The sequence below is a fragment of the uncultured Planococcus sp. genome (assembly GCF_947501725.1).
GTDB classification, from domain to species: Bacteria; Bacillota; Bacilli; order Bacillales_A; family Planococcaceae; genus Planococcus; species Planococcus donghaensis_C.
In genome coordinates this window covers 125,991-146,094 of the sequence record NZ_CANMXD010000004.1, presented here as the reverse complement: position 1 = coordinate 146,094, position 20,104 = coordinate 125,991, and the positions used below count along the sequence as shown (strand labels likewise).

General features: G+C 45.6%; 25 protein-coding genes. 23 read left to right on the top strand and 2 right to left on the bottom strand.

The genetic code is table 11. The annotated features are described in order from the left end of the window. Positions 1-143: 143 nt before the first annotated feature. From Q0785_RS07260 to Q0785_RS07230, 7 genes are all read left to right on the top strand, one after another. Positions 144-779 carry an HD domain-containing protein gene (locus tag Q0785_RS07260; RefSeq protein ID WP_298827755.1) on the top strand — a complete coding sequence of 212 codons (636 nt, stop codon included), beginning with the start codon at positions 144-146 and terminating at the stop codon, positions 777-779. Then, positions 776-2,653: an ABC-F family ATP-binding cassette domain-containing protein gene (locus Q0785_RS07255; RefSeq protein ID WP_298827752.1), complete on the top strand. Its 1,878-nt coding sequence runs from the start codon at positions 776-778 to the stop codon at positions 2,651-2,653. Before Q0785_RS07260 ends, Q0785_RS07255 begins: the two co-directional genes overlap by 4 nt. A 26-nt stretch (positions 2,654-2,679) precedes the next feature. Next, positions 2,680-3,810 (top strand): conserved virulence factor C family protein, encoded by a 1,131-nt coding sequence (locus tag Q0785_RS07250; protein WP_298827748.1) that lies wholly within the window; start codon positions 2,680-2,682, stop codon positions 3,808-3,810. Between the two features lie 149 nt (positions 3,811-3,959). After that, a complete protein-coding gene (locus Q0785_RS07245; RefSeq protein ID WP_298827746.1) occupies positions 3,960-4,262 on the top strand; it encodes a hypothetical protein in 303 nt (100 codons plus the stop codon). Positions 4,263-4,294: 32 nt separating this feature from the next. Beyond that, complete coding sequence (locus tag Q0785_RS07240) at positions 4,295-4,549, top strand: hypothetical protein (RefSeq protein ID WP_298827743.1); 255 nt, start codon at positions 4,295-4,297, stop codon at positions 4,547-4,549. A gap of 240 nt (positions 4,550-4,789) precedes the next feature. Then, positions 4,790-4,996 (top strand): hypothetical protein, encoded by a 207-nt coding sequence (locus Q0785_RS07235; protein WP_298827740.1) that lies wholly within the window; start codon positions 4,790-4,792, stop codon positions 4,994-4,996. 113 nt (positions 4,997-5,109) lie between these two features. After that, complete coding sequence (locus Q0785_RS07230) at positions 5,110-5,355, top strand: hypothetical protein (RefSeq protein ID WP_298827737.1); 246 nt, start codon at positions 5,110-5,112, stop codon at positions 5,353-5,355. A gap of 74 nt (positions 5,356-5,429) precedes the next feature. Here the strand turns inward: Q0785_RS07230 and Q0785_RS07225 are convergent, their stop codons facing one another. Continuing rightward, a complete protein-coding gene (locus Q0785_RS07225; RefSeq protein WP_298827734.1) occupies positions 5,430-5,666 on the bottom strand; it encodes a hypothetical protein in 237 nt (78 codons plus the stop codon). Between the two features lie 688 nt (positions 5,667-6,354). Here Q0785_RS07225 and Q0785_RS07220 point away from each other — a divergent pair. The 16 genes from Q0785_RS07220 to Q0785_RS07145 all read left to right on the top strand — a co-directional run bounded on the left by Q0785_RS07220 (position 6,355) and on the right by Q0785_RS07145 (position 18,266). Beyond that, positions 6,355-6,792 carry a BrxA/BrxB family bacilliredoxin gene (locus Q0785_RS07220; protein ID WP_298827731.1) on the top strand — a complete coding sequence of 146 codons (438 nt, stop codon included), beginning with the start codon at positions 6,355-6,357 and terminating at the stop codon, positions 6,790-6,792. Continuing rightward, positions 6,789-7,571, top strand: coding sequence for a class I SAM-dependent methyltransferase (locus tag Q0785_RS07215; RefSeq protein WP_298827728.1), 783 nt, complete (start codon positions 6,789-6,791; stop codon positions 7,569-7,571). The genes Q0785_RS07220 and Q0785_RS07215 overlap by 4 nt, the downstream gene beginning before the upstream one ends. A gap of 271 nt (positions 7,572-7,842) precedes the next feature. Then, complete coding sequence (locus Q0785_RS07210; RefSeq protein ID WP_298827725.1) at positions 7,843-8,436, top strand: YpjP family protein; 594 nt, start codon at positions 7,843-7,845, stop codon at positions 8,434-8,436. Between the two features lie 270 nt (positions 8,437-8,706). Further along, positions 8,707-9,651, top strand: coding sequence for a thymidylate synthase (locus Q0785_RS07205; RefSeq protein WP_298827720.1), 945 nt, complete (start codon positions 8,707-8,709; stop codon positions 9,649-9,651). Between the two features lie 77 nt (positions 9,652-9,728). Next, on the top strand, positions 9,729-10,214 hold the full coding sequence (locus tag Q0785_RS07200) for a dihydrofolate reductase (protein ID WP_298827717.1): 486 nt from the start codon (positions 9,729-9,731) through the stop codon (positions 10,212-10,214). Positions 10,215-10,217: 3 nt separating this feature from the next. Further along, entirely contained in the window at positions 10,218-10,958 is a 741-nt protein-coding gene (locus Q0785_RS07195) for a lysophospholipid acyltransferase family protein (RefSeq protein WP_298827715.1), read from the top strand. A gap of 88 nt (positions 10,959-11,046) precedes the next feature. Further along, positions 11,047-11,886, top strand: a complete 840-nt coding sequence (locus tag Q0785_RS07190) for a DegV family protein (RefSeq protein ID WP_298827713.1) — start codon at positions 11,047-11,049, stop codon at positions 11,884-11,886. Between the two features lie 39 nt (positions 11,887-11,925). Next, positions 11,926-12,726, top strand: a complete 801-nt coding sequence (locus Q0785_RS07185) for a GDSL-type esterase/lipase family protein (protein WP_298827711.1) — start codon at positions 11,926-11,928, stop codon at positions 12,724-12,726. Positions 12,727-12,739: 13 nt separating this feature from the next. Beyond that, positions 12,740-13,315, top strand: coding sequence for a YpmS family protein (locus Q0785_RS07180; RefSeq protein WP_298827708.1), 576 nt, complete (start codon positions 12,740-12,742; stop codon positions 13,313-13,315). A 16-nt stretch (positions 13,316-13,331) separates the two neighbouring features. Further along, positions 13,332-13,862: a peptide-methionine (S)-S-oxide reductase MsrA gene (msrA, locus tag Q0785_RS07175; RefSeq protein ID WP_298827705.1), complete on the top strand. Its 531-nt coding sequence runs from the start codon at positions 13,332-13,334 to the stop codon at positions 13,860-13,862. After that, positions 13,859-14,284, top strand: a complete 426-nt coding sequence (gene msrB / locus Q0785_RS07170) for a peptide-methionine (R)-S-oxide reductase MsrB (protein ID WP_298827703.1) — start codon at positions 13,859-13,861, stop codon at positions 14,282-14,284. The genes msrA and msrB overlap by 4 nt, the downstream gene beginning before the upstream one ends. A 59-nt stretch (positions 14,285-14,343) precedes the next feature. After that, a complete protein-coding gene (locus Q0785_RS07165; RefSeq protein WP_298827701.1) occupies positions 14,344-14,559 on the top strand; it encodes a YozE family protein in 216 nt (71 codons plus the stop codon). A 69-nt stretch (positions 14,560-14,628) separates the two neighbouring features. After that, entirely contained in the window at positions 14,629-15,333 is a 705-nt protein-coding gene (deoD, locus tag Q0785_RS07160; protein WP_223632464.1) for a purine-nucleoside phosphorylase, read from the top strand. Between the two features lie 233 nt (positions 15,334-15,566). Further along, on the top strand, positions 15,567-17,090 hold the full coding sequence (locus Q0785_RS07155) for a S41 family peptidase (protein ID WP_298827695.1): 1,524 nt from the start codon (positions 15,567-15,569) through the stop codon (positions 17,088-17,090). Between the two features lie 58 nt (positions 17,091-17,148). Then, positions 17,149-18,030, top strand: a complete 882-nt coding sequence (locus tag Q0785_RS07150) for a GTP-binding protein (protein ID WP_298827692.1) — start codon at positions 17,149-17,151, stop codon at positions 18,028-18,030. Next, positions 18,027-18,266: a hypothetical protein gene (locus tag Q0785_RS07145; protein WP_298827687.1), complete on the top strand. Its 240-nt coding sequence runs from the start codon at positions 18,027-18,029 to the stop codon at positions 18,264-18,266. Before Q0785_RS07150 ends, Q0785_RS07145 begins: the two co-directional genes overlap by 4 nt. Before the next feature lie 94 nt (positions 18,267-18,360). Here Q0785_RS07145 and Q0785_RS07140 read toward each other — a convergent pair whose 3' ends face one another. Continuing rightward, the gene (locus tag Q0785_RS07140) at positions 18,361-19,737 is read right to left on the bottom strand and encodes an MATE family efflux transporter (RefSeq protein WP_298827683.1); all 1,377 of its coding nucleotides are present in this window, start codon (positions 19,735-19,737) and stop codon (positions 18,361-18,363) included. Positions 19,738-20,104 lie beyond the last annotated feature (367 nt).

The following is a 20,104-nucleotide window of genomic DNA, read 5'->3' as shown; positions in this document are numbered from 1 at the left end:
TATGCCATGGACCTATAGACGCCATGTTATGGATGGCTATACTATACATGAAGCCTATCGAAACGTCAATAATCGTTGGGAATACAGGCATTTTGATTGTATTTCAGGTTATAATAGAAGAAACAGGCGATAGGAGCGGAAGCATGGACCAGGAAAAAATCAAGCAATGCCGTAATGAAGTGAAGAAAATCTATGAGCAGTTCGATGCCAGCCATGATTGGCAGCACGTTGAACGGGTATTGAAAAATGCAGAAATCATATTGGAGCAGGAGCGGGCGGATGCGTACATCGTCGAACTCGCGGTGCTGCTGCACGATGTCTCGGATCCGAAATACAAAAAACCCGAAGAGGATTTGGAGCAGGACATCCTGGATCGCCTGGAGCTGCCGGAGGTCCAGCGGCAAAAGATCCAGGACGTCATCTCTTCGGTTTCCTTCAAAGGCGGCAACGGCAAGCCGGCAGCAAGCATCGAAGCGAAAATCGTCCAGGATGCAGACCGCTTGGATGCCATCGGAGCGATCGGTATCGCGCGTGCATTTGCCTATGGAGGAGCCAAAGGGCGAAAACTCTACGATTGGAACGAAAAAGCACGAACAGAAATGACTGAACAGGAATACCGGGAAGCACAACCTAGCAGCGTCACGCATTTCTATGAAAAACTTTTGCTGCTGAAAGATCAAATGACTACGGAAACTGGTAAGCAGATGGCTGAAGAACGCCATGAATTTATGCTATCCTTTTTAAAGCAACTACAAACAGAAACGGATGGGAATAAATGAGCCACTTAAATATTACGAAATTAACAAAAACAGTTGGAGCCAAAACATTATTCAAGGATGTCGAATTTTCATTGTATCCAGGAGAGCGCGCCGGATTGATCGGCGTCAACGGAACAGGGAAATCGACCTTGATGTCCATTTTGGCAGGAACAATGGATGCTGATAAGGTCGTTATGGACCATCCGAAAAAATACCGTATTACGTATTTGATGCAGGAGCCGGAATTCGATGAGTCATTGACAGTTCTTGAAACAGTGTTTTCGGGTGATTCGCCGATACTGGTGTTAAACCGAGCCTATGAGAATGCTTTGAAAAATATGATGGTCGATTCAAGTTCCACTAAATTGCAGGACGAGTTGATGGATATTCAGGAAAAAATGGAGCAGGATAACGCCTGGGACATCAATGCCTTGGCTAAAACTGCTTTATCCAAGCTGGGAATCGATATGTATGATCAGGTGGTCAGCGAGCTTTCGGGCGGACAGCGCAAACGTGTCGCTCTTGCCAAAGCTTTGATCGAACCAGCGGACTTGATCCTGCTGGATGAGCCGACCAACCATCTGGACGCAATTTCAACGGAATGGCTTCAGGAAACTTTATTGCGTATGGGTTCAGCTATGCTATTTGTTACCCATGACCGTTACTTCCTGGATGCCGTCTCTACACATATCTTTGAGATTGCAGATCAGACGATGTATACCCATAAAGGGAACTACGGAGACTATTTGGAGAACAAAGCGATTCGTGACGAAATGAATGCTTCGTCTCAGCAAAAACTCGAAAACCGCTTCCGTTCAGAATTGAAATGGATTCGTCGCGGAGCAAAAGCGCGTTCGACCAAACAAAAAGCACGGATTCAGCGTTTCGATGAAATTAAAGAAGATGTTCAAAAAGTAAACGACAATACATCACTGGAACTATCGATGCAAAGCCAGCGTCTTGGCAAGAAAATCATCGAAGGCAAGGACATGGGCATCGCTTTCGGCGACAAGCAGATCTTCAGTGGCTTCGATTTCCTATTGCAGGGCGGAGACCGCATCGGCATCGTCGGGCCGAATGGCGCCGGCAAATCGACCTTGATGAAAATGTTGGCTGGCGAACTGGAACCGACTACCGGCAAGATGGAATACGGCAGTACGGTGAAAATTGCCCACTTCACCCAGCATTTGCCGGAAATGGACGAATCCCAGCGCATGATCGAATATATCCAGGAAACATCCAGTGATTTTGAAGCTGAAAAAGGAGTGCGCCTGTCTGCAACGCAGATGCTCGAACGCTTCTTGTTCCCATCGAATGGCCATGGCACGCAAATCGGCAAACTGTCGGGCGGCGAGCGCAAACGCCTGTATTTACTGAAATTATTGATGGAACAACCGAATATCCTGTTCCTGGATGAGCCGACAAACGATCTGGATATCCAGACCCTCTCAGTTTTAGAGGATTTCCTGGAAAACTTCCCAGGCGTCGTCATCACGATTTCCCATGATCGCTTTTTCCTTGACCGCATCGCGCGGAAATTATGGACGACAGGCACCGGCCAAATTGAAGAATATCAAGGCTTGTACTCTGAATTCATCAAAGAGAAAAATAATCCGGTTGCCTTGGCTGAACAAGAGCTTGTAGAAACGGCTGTGGCTGAGCCTGTAAAACCAAAAAAGAAAATGACCTATAAAGAACAGCAGGAATACGATGGCATTCTTGAAAAGATTGCACAAGCGGAAGCGAAAATCGAAGCACGCGAAGAGGAAATGGCTCTGGCTGGTGCAGATTATGATAAGCTGCAGAAGCTGACAGAAGAAGTCAATGCACTCACGGCCGACTATGATGCATTGATCGAGCGCTGGACCCATCTTCAGGAAATCGCAGAAGCATGATCTATTAATTGCAGGAGGGATTTTTTGTGAAAATCATTACGATTGAACCGACACCAAGTCCGAATACGATGAAAGTGATCATCGATCAGGAGTTGCCATTCGGCAAAAGCCACAATTACAATAAAGAAAATCTGATAGATGCACCGAAAGAAGTTCAAGAACTGCTTTCGATTGAGGGTGTCAAAGGCGTTTACCACGTCGCCGACTTTTTGGCAGTCGAGCGCATCTCGAAGTTTGACTGGGAAACGATTTTGGCTCAGGTCCGTAATGTCTTCGGTGAAGACCGGGAGCATACGAACGATGAAATCGAATTGGACGAACATTTCGGGGAAGTTTATGTACATGTCCAGGAATTCAAAGGAATTCCGTTGCAGGTCAAAGTGTTCGACAACAGCTCTGAAGAACGTTTTGGGATGCCGGAGCGGTTTGTCGCTGCTATGAAGCTGGTCATGGACCCGACAGAGGAAAACTATCTGCTGCAGCGTAAATGGACCGATTACGGCGTCCGTTACGGCGACAAAGGCGAAATCGGCAAAAGCATGGTGGAGGAAATCGAAGCCGCTTATCCGCAGGATCGTCTGGACGCGCTGACAACGAAAGAAGATGCAGAGCAGGCACAAGCAGCACCGCGGGGTCGCAGGATTTCTGCAGAGGAATTCAACGCGCCTGATTGGGAAACGCGTTTCCAACTGCTCGATCAAATGATTGAAGCGGATGTTGACGACCTGCCGTTGCTGTCTCTTGCACTGGATGATGAAAAAATGTCCATTCGCCGCCAGGCCGCCATTTTCCTTGGAGACATCAAGGATAAAGCAGTGGTGCCTTATGTCGAGCGTGCAATGAAAGACAAGAGCTGGGCCGTCCGCAGAACAGCAGGAGATACCATCAGTGACCTTGGTTTTGAAGAGTTTGAACCGATCATGATGGACACGTTGAAGGATAAAAACAAACTGGTTCGCTGGAGAGCGGCGATGTTCCTGTATGAAACAGGGACAGAAGCAGCGTTGCCGGCATTGAAGCAAGCAGAAGATGATCCGGAGTTTGAAGTGAAGCTCCAGATTAAAATGGCGATCGCACGCATCGAACTGGGCGAAGACGCCAAAGGGTCCGTTTGGAAACAAATGACCGAAGCGCGCGAAGCGATGAAAGACCAATAAAATTGGAGGCCGGTGACTGAAAAGTCATCGGCTTTTATCTGTCATCAAGTCAACTTGTTCCAAATAAAATGTTTCCTTCGGTCCATTAAGAGGTAAAGTGCTCCTAACCGAGATAAAAAGGGAGTCATAATTTACTAGGAGGAATACGTATGGCAAACAGCGTTTATTCAATAGAAATCTTATCCAGTGGAAAGTACGAATCATGGGAATTTGAAGATCGCCAAAAACGTGATGCTTTTTTCGAAAAAGTAAGCAAGCAATTTAAGGAACAGAAAGTAAGAGAGCAGGAAGACGATATCGATGATACGCAGATTGTTCAGCTGTCTTCCAATAATCTGGAGATAAAGGACGATGGAAAATACGATCAGGACACTTCATATGAATGGTTCGAATACGACATCTTCAGCAAAATGCTCGATTTCATCAACAAAGAATACGACAAGCTGGGATAGGCAGTTCTTTAAAGAAAGGAAGGTAGATGAAAATGAGGCTCACGAAAGATCAGTTGGAAGTCATCGCAAAAACTTTGAATGACAAAGGTGTCAGCAAAACGTGCACAGCTTGCGGTAACAAAGACCCTGTAATGGTTGATGAACTTCTGTTTTTGGGGAAATCGACAACGGGCAAGTTTCCTTTAGTGGTCACCGGATGTGGCCACTGCGGACTCACGCAAAGCTTTGCAGTCAATCGGCTGGTGCCGGGGCTGTTTGACAATCTGGCATTCGAAAAGGAAAGTTGACTAACTGAAGTGTTCCCTAACTACCCATTTCGGGTAGTTTTTTTGTTATCAGGAATTCGCGTTTCGTGAGTAGGTAATGGCATATATATAGGATAAAATAGGACTATAAAATCACTTTCTGCATCAAAAGATATGAATATATCAATATTGTTCATTTTTATTAAAAATTATTAGGTCCTTGTATACGTTTATTGGTATTAAATTTATGCTATCTTGTATGTATACATAGGAGGGTTTCAGGTGAATCTTACAGTCAATGGCGTAGTATTGAATCAAAAAAGAAGTTCGTTGATCATCAGTGAACTCATAAGAGAAGCAGTGGCAGAACATCCACAAGATGTAGAAGAATATTTAAAGGATTACACGGTAGAAGAAGTCGGAAGCTCCATCATTCTTCGCCCACCATCCGTTGAAGGCATTCAAATCTCACTATTTAAGTCGTCCTAAGGGATGGCTTTTTAATTTGTCTGGGTATTAGGATAGTATGTTAAAAGATATGAAGTAAGCCATATTCAAAGTTTCAATTTTACTGTATATTGATAAGAGAAAAGAGTGATGTTATGGGCAGTGCAGTATTTCCCGCAAAAAAGAAAAAAATAGAAGCTATGATTAAAAAATACGGCATAGATATGAGTTGGCATGTTTTTAAAACTAATTTTAAAATTGATTACCCAGAAGATTGGGAACTGATCAATGCAGCTTTTGAAAGTTACCAAAAAAACACCAAAAGAGGCAAAAACCATCCAATGCCGCATCCGGATAAATACCTTAAGAATCTGTATACCAGTTTTCAACAAAATGATTAATTTCGAGAGCATCCAACCGGGTGCTTTTTTTCTTGGGATTAACATGATGAGCAGCAGGCAAAAAAACCTCCCTTTTAAGGGAGGTTAGTAGAGTAGATTTTATTGAAAATGCTTTCAGCTGCTTCATCAATAGACGTGTGGTATTCGACCTTGTGGCTGCCACTGGATGTGATCTCTAGGATGAATGTGTCCTTTATGCACTTGACTTTAAGTGTGTTCTCACTATCTTCGATAGCGAATGTATGCGTGATTGAAGAAGTGTTGAAATGGCAGGTAATCTGCAAAAGATCTTTAATATGATCCAATTTCATAAAAGTCGCTCTCTTTCAGGTTTAGACTTAGCTGTTTCACTTGTCAGTGAATCCGAGGCGAGGTTTATAAACGTAATGGAACTCACTATTTCTGAAAAACGGAAACTCCCTTAAAAATAAGGGATAAGTGCCACGGCATGAATTGAGTTGCAACTCCGCTATTTTCAAGGCTTCGGCCATAGAACTGTATAATTCTACTTTATGATCTTCGAGAAAAGTCAGTTCCAAGATTGTAGTTGAAGGAATGCACTTTGCACAAATCAAGAAGACACCGTCTTAGCTGAATGCATGAGTGATTTTTGCACTGTTGTATCGACAACTGGTTGTCAAAAATTCCTTTATATTTTCTGGACTCATCGCAATTCCTCATTTCCATAGCTGGAATTCGACTAAATAAAATACTTGAATGTCCTTTAGCCAAAACTATAACACAAGCGTGTGATAACTCCCCCATCACATTACTTACCATACTGTAGCCATTTGCATTGATACACTGCGAATAGCATAGTCGGGAATTAGCTAACAAATTTTAACGAACACATATGAAGGTAGATGATCTTTCCGCAGGTTTTTTAGTTTTACGGAAATAAAACAGCACACTATGAAATTCCAGTCTATCTGGGTTACACTAAAAGAGATAAGATTCTCGATACGCAACACAATATATACTAGGAAAAGGGGCGAAAGCATGAACGCATACGATGAGTACATGAAAGGCATAGTTGTGCCTATGCGCCAGGAATTGACCGGCGCAGGATTCAAGGAGTTATTGACGGCTGAAGAGGTCAACGACCATATGAGCAGTTCTGAAGGGACAAGTCTTGTAGTCATTAATTCAGTCTGCGGCTGTGCAGCAGGTTTAGCGCGTCCGGCAGTAATTGAAGCGCTGCAGACAGTGGAAACTAAGCCCGAACACCTGGTGACGGTATTCGCTGGACAGGATAAGGAAGCGACTGCACAGATGCGTAATTATTTCGAAGAGGTTCCACCGTCTTCACCCTCAATTGCCGTATTGAAGGATGGCCAATTGGCTCACTTTATTCCGCGTGAACACATTGAAGGTTATCCGATGGAACAGATCCGCGACCATTTGGCACAGGCCCTTGAACAGGTGGCTGCTCAGTGAAAACGGTCATCACCACAGCGTACCGGCCAACTTCGCACATCTTCGAACAGGCCGGCCGCGTTTCAGCAGATCTTTCGCTCGAACAGATTCCACGCAATAAACGCTCCATCGAAAGATTGCATATGGATGAAAGAGCGGATCTTCTGGTCTGTTTAAAGGAACGGCTCGAGTTTTATCCACTGGGTAAAAACGAGCCGTTCTTTTTTCATCCGAATTCAGCGGCCTTCCGGACAAAAAGGCCGCTTGAACAAGACCCATTGATCGAAGTATCGGGTTTACAGCCAGGCGACTCTTTTCTGGACTGCACCTTGGGGTTGGCATCTGATTCGATTGTGGCTTCTCAGCGTGTTGGTGACCAAGGGAAGGTGTTTGGTTGTGAGAGCCACCCAGTCCTCGCATACGTCATAGGACGGGGCTTGCAGCAATATGGCGGCATGCCGCATTTGGAAAAGGCGATGAAGCGCATCCAAGTGATTTCATCCGATGCGGTGTCGTTTCTGGAGAAGCTTGAAACAGATTCGATTGACGTGATCTACATGGATCCGATGTTCACGGAAGAAATTACGGAAGCATCCAATTTCACCCCTCTAAGAGGTCCTGCTGATCAGGGGCAATTGACAGATCAGTGGATGGCCGAAGCGGAAAGGGTAGCGCGCAAGTCGATTGTCCTGAAAGCGCATTTTCGCTCAGCGGATTTTGAACGCTTCGGTTTTACCCGGCGTGTACGTCCGAATACAAAATTCCATTACGGTGTAATCTCCTGCCATTCAAAAAAGTAAGCAATAAAAAAACTTCCTGAAATCCAGGAAGTTTTTTTATTGCTTATTAGTCTGTAAAAGAAAGTGAAGTCAAGTATACGAGCATAAATAGAAGACCCAGTCCGATCAATAATGATGCATCCATGAAAAATTCCTCCTTTTCAAAAAAACAAGGCGTTGTTAATGACTTTATTGTACAATGAATTTCAAGAAGATGAAACCTTTACCAATAAAATTCGTATAAATAAGCAAGCGTGTTACTAAAATGTTCATAAATGAAAAGGTGATGTTGATGAAAAATTGGTGGCAAAAGTCGCTGATGATTTCAGTTGCCGTTTTAACATTGGGTGCCATCTCTCCGAACCATCTAATCTGGGAGTCGCTTCTGGACGAAAAAGGCCAACCGAAATCACATGCAGCGGAAAGCGATAACAAAGAATATACGTATGATTGGATCGATCCGAGCGAGTTCTACATTACCGGTGAGTCCATTCTTGACACAGTACATCAGTCTGCCGAGGAGCAGTCTTACCTGAAGTTCGGTTCGCGGATCGGTCCTGTGATACAGGATGAATTCCAGACCATGATCCTGCCGAACATCCAGCGGGCGATCGACGTTCATCTGGCGTCTCTCGATTCCGGTAAATTGAGCAAACTGGCTATTTCTGAGAAGCCGTCCGGCGACTACTCAGAAAAGATTTTTCATGTCTATGATACCGAGACCAATAAAGATGAAATCCGCTTCCATGTCAGAACGGAGAAAAAGCCGCAAGTTGGCTATTCTTTCAATTTCCATTACCATCTGGCCGAAGATGACTTCCAAAAGCACATAACTGTGGGCGATATTTACTGGTCCAAAAATACACCACCGAAATGGCTCTCCTAAACCGCTCACTATGTGACGGTTTTTTGTTTTGGCGAATTATACAGTAGAAAAATGAGTTCGCTTTGAATTTACCAATCTCTTAGCGCCGGCGCGTCCCCGGGCTGGGCGGAGCGATAAGACGGGTGTACTTCCCGGCTTATTGTGTGAGCCTTGCCCAAAGCGACCGAAGCGGCATCTGAAATAATGATTCTCAGGTTTAATTTAAATTTAAAATCTTTATTAACACCAGCAGTATTGTTATGATTAAACTTAATAATGGAGGCGATTTACATGAAACAATATTTAGATTTATGCGAACATATTCTACATAACGGAGCGACTAAGGAAGATCGTACAGGTACAGGAACCTTAAGTGTCTTCGGCCACCAGATGCGATTCGATTTAACTGAAGGGTTTCCACTGATGACCACTAAAAAAACGGCGTTTCGCTTGATCGTTTCGGAGCTTCTCTGGTTCATCAAAGGCGACACCAATGTCCGGGCTTTACTGCAGGACAATAATCATATATGGGATGAATGGGCGTTTGCCCAATGGGTCGCAAGCGATGAGTATGCAGGTCCCGATATGACTGATTTCGGCCGCCGTGCGCAAAAAGAACCGGAATTTGAGGAACTGTATAAGATGGAAATGCAAGGCTTCCAACGGAAAGTCATCGAAAATCCTGAGTTTGCAGAAAAGTACGGTGACCTGGGGCCGGTTTACGGCAAGCAATGGCGCTCGTGGGCAACCACACAAGGCGGAACCATCGACCAATTGAAGAATGTCATTGAGTCGATCAAGAAAAACCCGGATTCCCGCCGTCATCTGGTCACTGCCTGGAATCCCGAATTCATTGATGATATGGCTTTGCCGCCATGCCACATCATGTTCCAATTCTATGTAGCGGATGGCAAACTGTCCTGCCAACTTTATCAGCGCAGTGCAGATGTCTTTTTAGGCGTGCCCTTCAATATCGCCTCCTATGCGCTTTTGACACACCTCATTGCACGGGAATGCAAGTTGGAAGTCGGCGATTTCGTCCATACGACAGGCGATACCCATCTGTATTCCAATCATCTGGAACAGGTGAATGAACAATTGACAAGAGAGCCAAAACCATTGCCGACTTTAAAAATCAACGAAGACGTCGAATCGATTTTTGACTTGACTCTGGCGGATATTACAATCGAAGGCTATGATCCACATCCGCGGATCAAAGCGCCGGTCGCAGTTTAATCGGATTTATTTAACAACAAAAAAGCCTGAACATTAGAGTTCAGGACCCGCCGAAGAGCGGTATAGGAGGAAAATGCATGATTTCATTGATGGTAGCGCATGATCAAAACCGTGTCATCGGAATAGACAACGAATTGCCTTGGCATATCCCAGCAGATTTAGCTTATTTTAAAGAACACACCATTGGGAAAGGCATCGTCATGGGGCGCAACACGTATGAATCCATCGGCCGTCCGCTTCCGAAGCGCCGCAATATCGTCGTCACTCGCAATGATGATTATGAGGCAGAAGGAGTCGATATCGTCCATAACATACAGGATGCCGTAAAATTAGCCAAAGAAGTCCATGAAGAAGTTATGATCATCGGCGGCGAGCAGATCTTCAACTCGGTGCTGGACGATGCAGACCGCTTATACATCACGCTTGTACATCAGTCGTTTGAAGGGGACACCTACTTCCCGGAATACGGACGTGAATGGAAGCTCGTTTCAGAGTCGGAACAGCAAATTTCAAACGAAGTGCCTTTTTCGTATCTGGTATACGAACGGCGCAAAAAGAAATAGACCATGTTCAATTCGATTCGGACATTCTCGTTTCTTTTCGGCTATTTGCCATTCAGTGCAGTGAACCTGAAAAAGTGCATGAAGCAGAAACCTCAGCTGAGCATACAGGAATATGATCAACTGATCCATATAGAGCCCCAAAAATGGGCTTCCGGCATTATGGAGCGGACGAAAAGCACCGTCTCGATCACCGGACTGGAAAATTTACCTGAAGGACCTGCCCTTTTCGTCAGTAATCATGAGGGGAATTTTGATATCCCGGTCCTGCTTTCGACAATCCCGAAACCTTTCGGCTTCATTTCCAAAAAAGAAGTAAAAAAACTGCCGATCATCTCCATGTATATGGAACAGATGAATTGCGTCTTTTTGGATCGCACCGATCGCCGGAGCGCATTGAAGTCCATCACCGATACAGTCGAAAAATTGAAAGATGGCCATTCGATCTTGATTTTTCCTGAAGGGACTAGAAGCAAAGGACAGGGATTGGGTGAATTCAAGTCCGGGTTCATGCGCATTGCGAAAGATGCAGGTGTACCTATTCTACCGATTGCGATTCATGGAACTTCCGATATAATGGAAAAAAATAACAACAAGGTCTTGCCAGCGGACGTCAAGGTCCAGATTTTGAATCCCATCTCTGCTGAATTGATCGGAACGCTGGATTCAAAAGAAGCGATTACATTGGTTCGGACGCAAATTGCTGAAGCTGTTTCAACGCTTTCTCTATCCACAGCCACCAACTGAGGTCGGATTTTGAAAGAGGTGGCAGCCCTATCAGTTGTTTACTGTTCTATAATTCCTTAAACTAAGTAAAGAAGAAGGAAGTGATTTCATGTCCAAGATTCATATTGTCACGGATTCGACCGCTGATCTGAAACCGGAGGTCATTGAAAAATACGACTTGCATGTAGTTCCTTTGACAATTCAAATCGGTGGGAAAACCTATCTGGATCGGGTTGACCTTGAGCCTGAATCTTTTCTTGAATTGATGAAAAATTCCGATGAAATGCCGAAAAGCTCACAGCCGGCTCCTGGTGTATTCAAGGAGCTTTATGACAAACTAGGCGAAAATGGAGATCAAATCTTATCAATCCACATGACCGGCGGAATGAGCGGCACTGTCGAATCGGCAAAAACCGCAGCTCAGCTGACAGATTCGGATGTTACGGTCATAGATTCACGCTATATTTCCCATGCACTGACATTCCAGGTTTTCGAGGCTGCTGATATGGCGAAAGATGGAAAGTCAATGGAAGAAATCGTGGAGCGCGTAGAACAGATCCGTCTTAACACCAAGCTGTTCGTCGTAGTGGATACGCTCGATAATTTGGTGAAAGGCGGCCGTATCGGTAAAGGCCGCGCATTATTGGGGTCATTGATGAAGATCAAGCCGATCGCTTCTTTGGATGATGGAGAGTATACGCCGGTTGCCAAAGTCAGAAGCCATAAGCAAGTGGTGGATTACTTGATGAAAGATTTCATGGAGCGTACAGCGGGAAAAATAGTCAAAGGTGTCGGCATTGCCCATGCCAATGGTTTGGCGATGGCTGAACCATTGCGGGAAAAAATCAAGGAAACGGGTTTTACGGATATTAAATTCGATTTTACAACTCCAGTCATCTCCACCCATACGGGTATTGGAGCGATTGGTTTTATGTACTACACGGATTAACTGAAGTGGTAAGGCCCATTTGAAAAAGGAGAGACAAATTTGAAGCGCATCCTGTTTATTATTGTCATTTTGTCCATGGGTATAGTAGCGGGGTGCAGTCCAACGTTTATCTTTGGCAATGAAGAAGCGGAACCAAGAAGCGAACCGGCCATCAATCCATACACCGTTCCGCCGAATTTCATTCCTCAAGCAGTGATTCTCACAGCGCTTGGGGATTCCTTGTCTCAAGGTGTAGGCGATACGGAAAATCTGGGTGGCTATACAGGCCGGATAGCAGCCGAAATCCGGACCTGGCAAGGGATTGAAGGAGTCGCTGTTGAAAATACCGCTAAACGGGGACGCCGCAGCGATCAATTACTGGCAATGTTCCAGCAAGGTGAACTCACAGGCCCTGTGGCGGAAGCGGATTACCTGACGATGACGATTGGCGGCAACGATGTTATGCGGATCGTCAAACGTGATCTGTTTTCATTGAATATGGAAGCTTTTGCTGATGAACTGATTCTTTATGAAAATCGATTCGATACGATTTTTACGGCAATCCGGGACATCAACCCGAATGCCCCTATGATCGTAATGGGCATCTACAATCCTTTCTCGCTCATCACGGATGAAGTCGAGGAGTTCGATCAAATTATCGCTTCATACAACGATGCGATGCAGGAAAGGGCAGAACAGGATCCACAGGCATGCTTTGTGCCTGTCAGTGATTTGTTCGCCGGCAATAAAAACTTGGTTTACCATTCTGACTTTTTTCATCCGAACAGCAAAGGCTACGACTTAATGACTGAACGTATCCTGGAACGGATGGAAGAATGTGGATTAAGCTATCAAGAATAGGGGTGGTGACATTATGAAAAAATGGCGTATCGCTTTCTTTATATTGCTGGCGCTGAATGCTTTGGCATTAGTGGGAGTCGTACTTTATGTGACCACTCCGCCGAAGGATTATACATCTTATCAGGCGCTGAAAAATGCTCCTGCTGCCGGCAATACGGTAGTGGTCAATACGACAAAAGCTGATTTCGAAGGAATTGCCAACACCTATATCCAGGATGCCATGAAAGACCAGCCGATTCCGCTGGCATTATCGGTTAATGATGATGTCAGTATATCGACAGAGCTTACTATTTTTTCAGTGACTTTGCCGATTTTGATGAAATTTGAACCGCTTGTTCAAGAAGATGGCAATTTATTGCTGGAACAGAAGTCGGTTGAAGTCGGTATGCTGGATATTCCTCCCGAATCTGCGTTAAAGTTGCTTAGAGATTCGGTTGAACTTCCGGAGTTTATGGAAGTGATGCCTGCGGAGGAAGAAGTGCTGCTCAAGTTGACGGAAATTCCGTTGGACGATGGCATTTCAGTCCGCGCATCATCATTCAATCTGCAAGAAGACGATATCCGATTACTGGTGACAATTGAACCATAAGGAACGGAGTGGACGTATGAAGACAGAAAAAGCGACATTTGCAGGCGGCTGTTTTTGGTGCATGGTCAAGCCCTTTGATTCATTGGATGGCATAGAAGAAGTGGTGAGCGGCTATACAGGCGGCGAGTTGCCGAATCCAACCTATGAACAGGTTTGTTCAAATGCCACAGGTCACGTAGAAGCTGTTCAAATCACATTCCAGCCGGAGATTTTCCCATATGAGAAATTACTGGATGTATTTTGGACGCAAATCGACCCGACAGATGCAGGCGGCCAATTTTTTGACCGAGGCGAATCCTACGAGACGGCGATTTTCTATCATTCCGAAGAACAACGGATCGCAGCAGAAAAATCCAAGCAGGACCTGGACAATTCAGGCAGATTTGAAAAGCCAGTAGCGACGCCGATTAAGGAAGCAAAACCGTTTTATCCGGCAGAATCCTATCATCAGGATTATTATAAGAAAAACCCTGCCCATTACAACCGTTATTCGGTTGGTTCGGGGCGGACAGCGTTTATCGAAAAGAACTGGGGTGGACAATCATGAAAGAAGAATTGAAAGCGAAGTTAACGCCGATGCAATATCATGTAACCCAGGAAAGCGGCACTGAACCGCCTTTCCAGGGAGAATACGATCAGCATTTCGAAGACGGCATCTATGTGGATATCGTCTCTGGAAAACCGCTTTTCAGCTCCAAGGATAAGTTCGATGCCCATTGCGGCTGGCCGAGCTTTGCCAAGCCGATTGATGGTGCAGAAGTAAAAGAAAACTTGGATACAAGCCACGGTATGAGAAGAACGGAAGTCCGTTCTGAAACAGCTGACTCCCATCTGGGACACCTTTTCCCAGACGGTCCATCTTCTCTTGGCGGCTTGCGTTACTGCATCAATTCCGCGGCGCTTCATTTTGTGCCCAAAGATCAATTGGATGCAGAAGGATTATCCGAATACAAGAAATTGTTTGAATAACGGGTTTCCCGGACAACTGTCCGGGTTTTTTTTGCCTTAAATTATGGAAGGAGACCTTCATGGAACGTTCATTTTATCAATTTGCATTGAAATACCGGGGGAAGCTCGTAGCTGACGATTATTCACGCTTTGCGGAAGCGATGTTCTTGGATCATTCATTTCCCAAAACGGCCACGGATTTCGACAAGCTATCCAAATACATCGAAGAAAAGGCGCATCCCGTCATGAAAGCGTCCACCTTTGATTACATGTGGGAAGAATATACAGGGGAATAAGGCTCGTCATTGCACTAAAGGAAAAAAACCAGTATGATTAAATCGACTATATTAAAGTGAGGTTTTTAGATGAGTGTTCATATCAATGCGAAAAAAGGCGATATTGCCGAAACAATTCTACTGCCGGGAGATCCGCTTCGTGCAAAATACATAGCGGAAACCTTCTTGGAAGATGTGACTTTGTACAACGAAGTCCGCAATATGTTCGGATATACCGGAACATATAAAGGGAAACGCATCTCTGTTCAAGGAACAGGAATGGGTGTACCTTCAATTTCGATCTATGTTACAGAATTGATGCAGGAATACGATGTGAAAAAATTGATCCGTGTTGGAACATGTGGTTCAATCCATAAAGACGTTAAGGTTCGCGACGTCATCTTGGCACAAAGTGCTTCAACTGATTCAAAAATGAACGAGATTATTTTTAAAGGTGTCAACTATGCTCCTACAGCTGATTTCGATCTATTGCTGAAAGCATACAACGCCGGCATTGAAAAAGGATTGAATTTACGTGTCGGGAACGTCTTTACTGAAGATGTCTTCTATAACGAATTTGCAGAGCACGAAAAATGGGCGCAGTATGGTGTCTTGGCACTTGAAATGGAATCTTCTGCCCTATACACATTGGCTGCGAAATTCGGCCGCCAAGCCCTTTCAATCTTAACTGTCAGCGATCACTTGCTGACTGGTGAAGTGACGACTTCCGAAGAGCGCCAAACAACGTTCAACGATATGATCGTCGTAGCGTTGGACGCAGCGATCCAAGAGTAGAAAGAAAAGCGCAAGCAGCCGTTTAGCCCCGACAAGCGCTGGAAGCCTTATCGGGAATGGCGCTCTTTGCCATTATTGGTGAGGCTGAAGCGACTCGAGGGGCTGGCTTGCTGGAGCCTGGACAGAAAGAAAAGCGCAAGCAGCCTCTCAAGTTTTAAAAAAAGACTGTCTTGACAGTCTTTTTCTTTTAATGCTCTCCAGTTCTGAAGGCAATTATGAAAGTGGTGAAATAGATGGATGATAAACATCCGGGGGAAGAGCATGAACAGATTCCGCCAGTAGAAGAATCGCCGTCGCACACTATTAAGATGAAAACATTCTCGTTTATTATGCTTGTCTTCCTTTTAATAATAGCAACGGCAGGTTTGACCGTTTTTGCATTAACGTTCGGCGACGACAAAGCAGTGGAAGTAAATTCGCCGGAACGCCGCGAATTCGAGAAGCTGTATACGGCATATGACCAAATTCAGGATCAGTATTTCGAGGATGTCGATAGAGACGTTCTGGTCAATGGAGCGATCAACGGCATGGTCGACTCGTTGGAAGATCCTTATTCCGATTACATGAATGAAGAAGAAGCATCTCAATTCCTTGAAGGGATTTCGTCAAGTTTCCAGGGGATCGGTGCAGAAGTGCAGGAACGTGGCGGATTTATAACAGTGGTTTCCCCCATCAAGAATTCACCTGCAGAAAAAGCAGGTGTCTTGCCGAACGACCAGATTATAGCGGTTGATGGAGAAAGCATCCAAGGCTTTACAACAACTGAAGCGGTTATGCTGATTCGCGGTGAAAAAGGGACTGAAGTTACATTGACCATCGTGCGTGGCGAAAATGCAGACCCGATCGATATTACCATCGTCCGGGACGAAATTCCGATTGAGACCGTTTACGCGGAAATGGTCGGAGACAAAGTCGCACATATTCAAGTAACAAGTTTCTCTGAGAATACCTATCAGGAATTGCTTGATGCCATTGAGGAAATGGAAGCTGAAGGGATGGAAGCGCTCGTCATGGATGTGCGCCAAAATCCGGGTGGCTTGCTGGATGTGGCTCTTGATATTTCCGACTTGTTTATTGAAGAAGGAAAACCATTATTTGAAGTTCAGGCAAAAGGTGCAGAACCGGAAATCTATATGTCTACAGCAGGTACGAAAATCGATGTTCCTGTTACGATGCTGATCGATGGCGGCAGTGCTTCGGCATCCGAGATATTGGCCGGAGCGATGAACGAGTCGGCAGACATTAAATTGGTCGGTGAAAAGACATTCGGCAAAGGAACTGTCCAAACAGCCAATGACCTTCAAGATGGCTCTAATTTGAAATTCACGACAGCTAAATGGCTGACACCTGACGGCAATTGGATCCACGAAAAAGGAATCGCGCCGGATGTGGAAGTGGCATACCCTGCGTATGCGTCTCTTCCGGTACTGGATACTTCAGTGGAGCTGAAAGACGGTGTCATTTCCGACCAGGTCAAGACTGCGGAGCAGATGCTCGAGGCACTTGGCTACGAAGTCGGAGAAGTGGATGGTGTATTTGAAGAGCAGATGACAGAAGCTGTGGAAACTTTCCAAGAGGAAAATGACCTGGACGCGACAGGCATCTTGACTGGAGACAGTACATTTGCAGTAATGGATGCATTGCGTGAAAAAATCGAAAATGATGATCCGCAATTGCAGGAAGCTAAAAAACTTCTGTTGGAAGAAGCGGGAATCGCGGCTTCTGCGTCAGAAGAAGCTGAAGAAACTGCAGAGTGATTTCTAAAGGTCCGCTTAGGCGGGCCTTTTCTTAATCTGTGATTGAAAGGATGAGACGATGAAGGATGTATATTTGTTCAGTGGATTTTTGGGTAGCGGGAAAACGACGCTGCTGAAGGGCATGATCAGCCAAATGAAAGGCCAGGGGCTGAAGCCTGCAGTCTTCATGAATGAACTCGGTAAAATGAATATGGATTCCGATGCTGTGGAAGATGGCGTGCCGTTGAAGGAAATCCTTGACGGCTGCATCTGCTGCTCGGGATCCGAGAAATCAGAGGCACAGATCCAGACGTTGCTGGCCGAAGAGGACTTCGATGTCCTATTGATCGAAACAACAGGTGCCGCACATCCGGTAGAAGCCTTGGATGCCATCTTTTCACCTTTATTTGCTGACCGCTTGAATTTCAAAGGGATCGTCACCGTAGCCGACAGCAAACGCTGGATGGACCGGGGGAGTCTATCGCCGCAGATCCGTTCGTTATTTTTGGAGCAGATCCGCCACGCCGATTTGATCCTGGCCAATAAATCGGACTTGTTGACCGAGGGTGAGCAGGGAACGGTAGTTTACGAAATCCAGTCGCTGAATCCGAAAGCGCAGATCATCCAGACTGTGCACGCCAAAGTGCCATTTTCGGCGTTGGATAAATTGACGCCTTCAAAGTCGGGAGACGTTGCTAAAGCACCTGTCTCAAAATTGAACCTGAATGCCAAAGTGCTGCAATTTGAAGCACCTGTGCAACGGGAGAAGTTTGAGGAATGGCTGCGTGCACTCCCGGATACGGTATTTCGCATCAAAGGCTATGTGCCACTCGAAGGCGATAAATATTCGCATGCCTTCCAGTTTGCTTACGGAATGGTGCAATGGCTTCCTGAGTACATCAAGATGCAGAACCAGATTGTCGTAATCGGAGAAGGCTTGGAAGGAGTCGAGCTTCCATGATTGAGGCTTACCGGAAACTCTGGCCGCAACGGGTGGCTGCGGAAAAGATTGCGACTCAGCAAGAGCTTGAAAAATATATCCTGATTGAATTGGATGACGAGCTGACCCATCCACGCGTCCGCAAATCCAGACAGCAAAAACTGGAGTTGGCACTGGCGCGGATTGAGCAATCGGATTTGTCACAAACGGAAAAAGACGGTTTGGCCGCTTTGTATCAAAAACTAGCCGTTGAGTAGATTGAAAACCGATTGGGAAATAATCGGCCTAAATAAAAGCAGGACACGAAAAATCATTGATTTTTCGTGTCCTGCTTTTTTATCGTCACCTATGTTATTGCGCGTTCCGCGGGACTGCTGCGGTTTGGCGGGAAATCTTTTTTTGGATGGACAACAAGCGGATGGACAAGGTGATGGCTCCTGCCGTCAAGCCGACAATCAAACCGATCCAATAGCCGAAGGCACCGAAATCAGTGAAATTTGCCAGCAGGTAGCCGCAAGGCAAGCCGATGACCCAATAGGATATCAACGCCATGATGAAGGTGATGTTCACGTCCTTGTATCCGCGTAACGCTCCTTGAACGGGCGCTTGAATCGCATCAGAGAGCTGGAACAAAGCTGCAAACAGCAGGAACTGCACGGCCAGTTCGACCACCACAGGGTCTGAGGAATACAAGGCCGCAATCTCACTGCGCATGAAGAACAGGATACAGGCGGAAAGGGCACTCAAGATGATGGCAGTACCGACACTCAGCCAGCTGTATTGTCTGGCATCGCGGAAACGTTTGGCACCGACTTCGTAGCCGACCAGAATTGTCGCGCCCATAGAGATGCTGAGCGGCAGCATATACAATAAGGATGCGAAATTCAGGGCGATTTGATGGGCTGCGATGGTGACGGTGCCGTAAACTGCCAGCAAAAACGTAACAGCAGAGAAAATGCTGGTTTCCACAAAGATCGAAATGCCGATGGGAACCCCGATCCGGCTGATTTCGCCCCAGTGGCCAAGTGACACCTTCGGCCATTTACGGAAGATGCCGTAGGAATTGAACGGACTTCTTGTATGGATGATCCAGATGGCAATCGCAAGAATCAGCCAATATGTGATGGCCGAGGCAAAACCGGCTCCAGCGCCACCAAGTTCCGGGAAACCGAAATTCCCGAAGATCAGCAGGTAGTTGAAGAAGATATTGATAGGTGCCGACAGCAGTGAAATGACCATCGTCACACGAGTGGCTCCGAGTGCATCGATATAGGAGCGCAAAGCATTGTAGACGAATAACGGAATCAACCCGATCGACATCGCAAAGATATAACGGCTTGCGACATCTGCGACAACCGGTTCAAGGTCCATGAAGGCCAGCAGATAATCAATGCCGAAGTAGAAGAAAGCAAAGACGATTGCAGACAGCAGGAACGCCAAATAAATCCCTTGCTGGACGGCTTGTTTTACTTGTTCTTTTTTCTTAGCTCCCATCAATTGTGCTACAATTGGAGTGATGGACATAAGAATACCGGCAAGGCCGATGTAGACGGGCACCCAAAAGGACGACCCGATCGAAACGCCTGCCAAATCTTCTGTTCCGTAGCGGGCAGTCATGTAAATATCGAAAAATGTCACCATATACATCGCTATTTGCGTGACAAGAATCGGGAAAACAATTTTCACCAATAGCAGCATTTTTTCTTTCATGGTTCTTGTTTGGTGCATACTTCTTTCCTCCCGCAAATTATCTGAGTTGAAATTAAAATGTAGCTTTTTCACATCGCTTCGACCGCTTTGGGCATAGCTCGTGGACGCGCCGGCGCTGAAAAATTTATTCCATTAGAAGCGAATCCAGGTTATTTCGCTTGTTAATAAAAGACACAAAGCAAAGTTGGTTTGTAGAATAGCATAAGCCAAATAATATGTATGAAAATCACTATTTAAGTTGAACTAATGATTTGTACTAACCGATATTCCACAAAACAGCTGCGCTTGCCGGGGGCTCGCGCTGAGCTTGGTCCCCAAGGCGTCTTCGCTGTTTTGCTCCATATCTTTAAAAAGATCTCCAGCGCCGGCGCGGCTTAAGGACTGG

Bases quoted from the DNA above. Each gene is read 5' to 3' on its own strand.
- Q0785_RS07210 (WP_298827725.1), top strand. From the start codon at position 7,843: ATGAAAAATTGGTGGCAAAAGTCGCTGATGATTTCAGTTGCCGTTTTA.
- Q0785_RS07260 (WP_298827755.1), top strand. From the start codon at position 144: ATGGACCAGGAAAAAATCAAGCAATGCCGTAATGAAGTGAAGAAAATC.
- Q0785_RS07205 (WP_298827720.1), top strand. From the start codon at position 8,707: ATGAAACAATATTTAGATTTATGCGAACATATTCTACATAACGGAGCG.
- msrA (WP_298827705.1), top strand. From the start codon at position 13,332: ATGAAGACAGAAAAAGCGACATTTGCAGGCGGCTGTTTTTGGTGCATG.
- Q0785_RS07165 (WP_298827701.1), top strand. From the start codon at position 14,344: ATGGAACGTTCATTTTATCAATTTGCATTGAAATACCGGGGGAAGCTC.
- msrB (WP_298827703.1), top strand. From the start codon at position 13,859: ATGAAAGAAGAATTGAAAGCGAAGTTAACGCCGATGCAATATCATGTA.
- Q0785_RS07230 (WP_298827737.1), top strand. From the start codon at position 5,110: ATGGGCAGTGCAGTATTTCCCGCAAAAAAGAAAAAAATAGAAGCTATG.
- Q0785_RS07220 (WP_298827731.1), top strand. From the start codon at position 6,355: ATGAACGCATACGATGAGTACATGAAAGGCATAGTTGTGCCTATGCGC.
- Q0785_RS07240 (WP_298827743.1), top strand. From the start codon at position 4,295: ATGAGGCTCACGAAAGATCAGTTGGAAGTCATCGCAAAAACTTTGAAT.
- Q0785_RS07155 (WP_298827695.1), top strand. From the start codon at position 15,567: ATGGATGATAAACATCCGGGGGAAGAGCATGAACAGATTCCGCCAGTA.
- deoD (WP_223632464.1), top strand. From the start codon at position 14,629: ATGAGTGTTCATATCAATGCGAAAAAAGGCGATATTGCCGAAACAATT.
- Q0785_RS07195 (WP_298827715.1), top strand. From the start codon at position 10,218: ATGTTCAATTCGATTCGGACATTCTCGTTTCTTTTCGGCTATTTGCCA.
- Q0785_RS07140 (WP_298827683.1), bottom strand. From the start codon at position 19,737: ATGCACCAAACAAGAACCATGAAAGAAAAAATGCTGCTATTGGTGAAA.
- Q0785_RS07245 (WP_298827746.1), top strand. From the start codon at position 3,960: ATGGCAAACAGCGTTTATTCAATAGAAATCTTATCCAGTGGAAAGTAC.
- Q0785_RS07190 (WP_298827713.1), top strand. From the start codon at position 11,047: ATGTCCAAGATTCATATTGTCACGGATTCGACCGCTGATCTGAAACCG.
- Q0785_RS07145 (WP_298827687.1), top strand. From the start codon at position 18,027: ATGATTGAGGCTTACCGGAAACTCTGGCCGCAACGGGTGGCTGCGGAA.
- Q0785_RS07180 (WP_298827708.1), top strand. From the start codon at position 12,740: ATGAAAAAATGGCGTATCGCTTTCTTTATATTGCTGGCGCTGAATGCT.
- Q0785_RS07150 (WP_298827692.1), top strand. From the start codon at position 17,149: ATGAAGGATGTATATTTGTTCAGTGGATTTTTGGGTAGCGGGAAAACG.
- Q0785_RS07200 (WP_298827717.1), top strand. From the start codon at position 9,729: ATGATTTCATTGATGGTAGCGCATGATCAAAACCGTGTCATCGGAATA.
- Q0785_RS07225 (WP_298827734.1), bottom strand. From the start codon at position 5,666: ATGAAATTGGATCATATTAAAGATCTTTTGCAGATTACCTGCCATTTC.
- Q0785_RS07255 (WP_298827752.1), top strand. From the start codon at position 776: ATGAGCCACTTAAATATTACGAAATTAACAAAAACAGTTGGAGCCAAA.